Source organism: Kitasatospora nipponensis, from assembly GCF_039528135.1.
GTDB classification, from domain to species: Bacteria; Actinomycetota; Actinomycetes; order Streptomycetales; family Streptomycetaceae; genus Kitasatospora; species Kitasatospora nipponensis.
The window spans coordinates 1-4,955 of sequence record NZ_BAAALF010000328.1; the positions used below are offsets into that span (position 1 = coordinate 1).

General features: G+C 71.1%; 1 protein-coding gene. It reads left to right on the plus strand.

What is annotated here, in order from left to right; genetic code table 11:
• Window positions 1-4,955, plus strand: a 4,955-nt coding sequence (locus ABD323_RS39445; RefSeq protein WP_344446929.1) for an amino acid adenylation domain-containing protein, incomplete at both ends; no start/stop codon positions are given.

Consider the following 4,955-nt stretch of genomic DNA (forward strand, 5'->3'; position numbering starts at 1 on the left):
CGTCGGGGTCGACGACGACTTCTTCGCCCTGGGCGGGCACTCGCTGCTGGCGGTGACGCTGGTGGAGCGGTTGCGCGCCCGAGGGGTGGCGGTGTCCGTGCGGGCGCTGTTCGAGACGCCGACCGTGGCAAGCCTCGCCGTGGCTGCCGCTCCGGAGCGAGTGGTGGTGCCGGCCAACGCAATCCCGGCGGACGCGACGCGGCTCACGCCGGAGATGCTGCCGCTGGTGGACCTCTCGCCGGCGGAAGTCGACCGCGTGGTGGCAAGCGTCGAGGGTGGTGCGGCAAACGTGGCGGACGTGTATCCGCTCGCACCGCTCCAGGAGGGCTTCCTGTTCCACCACCTGCTGGCGGGCGATGGCGAGGACGCCTATGTGTCGCGGCTGGTCCTGGAGTTCGACTCGCGGGCGCGATTCGACGCGTTCGCGGCGGCGCTGCAGCGAGTGGTGGACCGGCACGACATCTACCGCACCGGAGTGGTGTGGGACGGGCTGCGCGAGCCCGTGCAGGTGGTGTGGCGCCAGGCCGTGCTGCCGGTCACGGAGGTGGCGCTGGACCCGAACGGGACCGATCCGGTGGCCGAGTTGACCGCGGCCTGTGGCTCGGCGATGGACATCGGCCGGGCGCCGCTGCTGGATCTGCACGTGGCCGAGGCGCCGGGAACCGGCCGGGTGCTGGCCGTGATGCGAGCGCACCACATGGTGCAGGACCACACCGGCATGGACGTCGTGGTCGAAGAGGTGCAGGCCTTCCTCGAAGGGCGGGGCGAAGAGCTGGCGCCGGCGCTGCCGTTCCGCAGCTTCGTGGCTCAGGCACGCGGTGGTGTGGACCGGGCCGAGCACGTGCGGTTCTTCGCGGACCTGCTGGGCGATGTGACCGAGCCGACGGCGCCCTTCGGGCTGGTCGACGTGCACGGGGACGGTGCTGCGGCGGCCCGTGGTGTGCAGGAACTCGAAGCGGGTGTGGCGAGGCGCTTGAGGGAGGTCTCCCGGCGGCTCGGCACCAGTGCTGCGACGGTGTTGCACGTGGCCTGGGCACGGGTGCTGGCGGCCGTTTCCGGCTCCGGCGACGTGGTGTTCGGCACGGTGCTGTTCGGGCGGATGAACGCCGGGGCAGGCTCGGACCGGGTGGTGGGTCCGTTCATCAACACCCTGCCGGTCCGGCTGCGGGTGGACGAGTCGCAGGTGGTGGACGCGGTCGCAGCGATGCGCGGACTGCTGGCCGAGCTGCTCGAGCACGAGCACGCCCCGCTGGCGTTGGCCCAGCAGGCCAGCGGGGTCCCGGCGGACACGCCGCTGTTCACTTCGCTCCTCAACTATCGGCACGATTCGAGTCGATCCTCCGACCAGGAGGCCGGCAACGTCCGGAGCGAGGATTCCTCGGGAATCAGGCAGGTGGCCGTAAGGTCCCGGACCAACTTTCCGCTGACCATGGCGATCGACGACGACGGGGACTGGCTCCAGTTCGTCGTCGACGCGATTCCGCCGGTGGATGCGGCTGCTGTGTGCGAGCTGATGCACACGGCCGTGGAGAGCCTGGTGGACGCGCTCGAGGCAGCGCTCGACGGTGGCCCGCAGCTTCCCATGAGCGCGCTGCAGGTATTCGGCGGGGACAGGCTGCGCCAGGTGCTGGTGAACTGGAACGACACCGCGGTGGAGGCGCCGTCCACGACGCTGCCGCAGTTGTTCGAGGCGCAGGTCGCCCGGACTCCGGACGCGGTTGCGGTGGTCTCCGATGGCGCTGAGCTGACGTATGCGCAGGTGGACGCGCGCGCCAACCGCCTGGCGCGGTACCTCGTCGGGCGCGGGGTCGGCCCCGAGTCCGTGGTCGGACTGGCTCTTCCGCGTGGTGCGGAGATGATCGTGGCGATCCTCGCGGTCTGGAAGGCCGGGGGCGCGTATGTGCCGGTGGATCAGGCGTATCCGGCGGAGCGGATCGACTTCATGCTCCAGGACGCCCAGGCGATGTGCCTGCTGACCGGCGAGAGCCTGCGGGAGCAGCTGGCGCCGGTCGAGGAGCGGGCCGGTGTCCCCGTGGTGGTGCTCGACGACCTGGCGGTTGTGGGCTCGCCGGCCGAGCCGGCGGACGATGCGCCGGCCGAGGGGGAGCGCGGCCTGCTCCCGGCACATCCGGCGTATGTGATCTACACGTCGGGTTCGACGGGTGTGCCGAAGGGTGTGGCGGTCACGCACGGTGCGTTGGCCAATTATGTGGCGTCGGTGCCCGCTCGGGTGGGGTTCGGTGAGCCGGGTGGTCGGTACGCGTTGTTGCAGGCGCAGGTGACGGACCTGGGGAACACGGTGGTGTTCGCGAGTCTGGCGACGGGTGGTGAGTTGCACGTTCTGCCGGAGGGTGCGGTCACCGACCCTGCGGCGGTCGCGGGTTACCTGGCCGAGCACCGGATCGACTTCCTGAAGGCCGTTCCCTCGCATGTCGCCGCGCTGGGTGTGGCGAACGTGGTGCCGGCACGGTCGTTGGTGCTGGGTGGTGAGGCGGCCTCTCCCGCTCTGGTGGGGGAGCTGCTGGCGGCGGCGGGCGACTGCGCGGTGTTCAACCACTACGGCCCGACCGAGACCACCATCGGTGTGGCCACTACGCGTCTGGTGGCCGGTGAGGTGGTGCCGGTGGGTACGCCGATCGCCAACACCCGTTTCTACGTGCTGGATGAGCGGATGGCGCCGGTCGCTCCCGGTGTGGCGGGTGAGCTCTACGTCGCGGGTGCCGGCTTGGCGCGTGGCTATGTGAAGCGTCCTGGCCTGACGGCGGAGCGTTTCGTGGCGGACCCCTTCGGTGCCGGGGACGGCGGGCGGTTGTACCGCACGGGTGACCGGGCGAAGTGGACGGCGCAGGGCCAGGTGGTGTTCCTGGGCCGTGCCGACGATCAGGTGAAGGTCCGCGGCTACCGCATCGAGCCGGGCGAGGTCCAGACCGTACTCCTGTCGCACCCGCAGGTGGCGCAGGCGGCGGTCGTCGCCCGGGAGTACCAGCCGGGCGACGTGCGCCTGATCGCCTACGTCGTCCCGTCCACGAGCGAGGAGCAGCAGGACCCCGGGTTCCCGGCGGCACTGCTCGACGTGGTGGCGGAGAGGCTTCCGAGCCACATGGTGCCGTCGGCTGTGGTGGCGCTCGACACCTTGCCGTTGACAGGCAACGGGAAGCTCGACCGCAAGGCCCTGCCCGCCCCCGACTACGCCGGTCCGGCGGCCACGGACCGCGGCCCGGGGACCTTTCAGGAGGAGATCCTGTGCGGTGCGTTCGCCCAGGTCCTCGGACTGGAGAGCGTGGGAGTCGACGACGACTTCTTCGCCCTGGGCGGCCACTCCCTGCTCGCCGTCCGCCTGGTCAGCCGCGTCCGCGCGGCACTTGGCGTGGAGATGGAGCTCCGTGCCCTGTTCGAGGCCCCGACCGTGGCCAGGCTGGCCGCTCGGCTCGGCGGAGCAGGCACGACCCGTGCGGCACTGACCGCCGGTGAGCGTCCGGTGCGGGTGCCGCTGTCGTTCGCGCAGCGCCGGCTGTGGTTCATCGGGCAGTTGGAAGGACCCAGCGCGACCTACAACAGCCCCGCCGTTCTGCGGCTGTCGGGGGAGGTGGACCGAGACGCGCTGGGTGCGGCGCTGCGGGACGTCCTTGGCCGGCACGAGGTGCTGCGCACGGTGTTCGTCGCCGACGAGGACGGCGAGCCGTACCAGCGGATCCTGAGCCTGGAGGAGCTGGTCTGGGAGCTGGAGGTGGCCCAGTCCACCACGTCGGAGCTGGCGGGCAAGGTTGCGCGGGCCGCTGCATACGCCTTCGACCTGGCGGTGGAGGTGCCGATCCGGGCATGGCTGTTCACGGCCGGGGCCGACGAGAACGTCCTGGTGGTGACGATTCACCACGTTGCGAGTGACGGCTGGTCAAGGAGGCCGCTGGCCCGGGATCTGTCGGCCGCGTATGCGGCGCGGCTGGCGGGCCGGGCACCGGAGTGGGCCCCGCTTCCGGTGCAGTACGCGGACTACGCGCTGTGGCAGCGCGAGCTGCTGGGCGACGAGCGGGACCCCGAGAGTCTGTTGTCGAGCCAGGTCGCCTACTGGCGTCAGGCGTTGGCGGGAGCCCCGGAGGAGCTGGAGCTTCCGTTCGACCGCTTCCGGCCAGCGGCGGCGAGCTACCGGGGACACAGTGCGCCGCTGGAGGTCTCGGCGGAGGTGCACGCGCGGCTGGTGGAGGTGGCGCGGGCCGAGGGTGTGACGGTGTTCATGGTGTTGCAGGCCGCGTTGGCGGTGCTGCTGTCGCGCGTCGGCGCGGGCACGGACATCCCGATCGGTGCGGCGGTGGCCGGCCGCACCGACGAAGCGCTGGACGACCTGGTCGGATTCTTCGTCAACTCCCTGGTGATGCGCACCGACCTGTCGGGCGACCCGACGTTCGGCGAGGTGCTGCGCCGGGTGCGCGAGACGGGTCTCGGGGCGTTCGCGAACCAGGATGTTCCCTTCGAGCGCCTGGTGGAGGAGCTGGCTCCGACCCGCTCGATGGCGCGTCACCCGCTGTTCCAGGTGATGCTGGCGATGCAGAACAACGAGCAGGCTGCGCTGGACCTGCCGCAAGCTCGTGCCGGGGCCGTGCCGGGGCGGCTGTCGTCGGCGCAGGCGATCGCGAGGTTCGACCTGGACGTGACCGTCGGAGAGGTCTTCGACGAGGTCGGGCGGCCCATGGGCCTGCGCGGTGCGCTGATCGGTTCTGCGGATCTGTTCGACGCCGAGACGATCGACCGCCTGGTGGGCTGGTTCGCGAAGGTGTTGGAGGCGGTTGTCGCCGAGCCGACTGTCCGGGTGAGTCAGGTTGATGTGCTGGGCGACGATGAGCGTCGTCGGGTTCTTGTTGGGTGGAATGACACCGGTGTTGAGGTGTCGGGGGTGACGTTGCCTGGGTTGTTCGAGGCTCAGGTGGCGCGGACGCCGGATGCGGTGGCGGTGGTGTCCG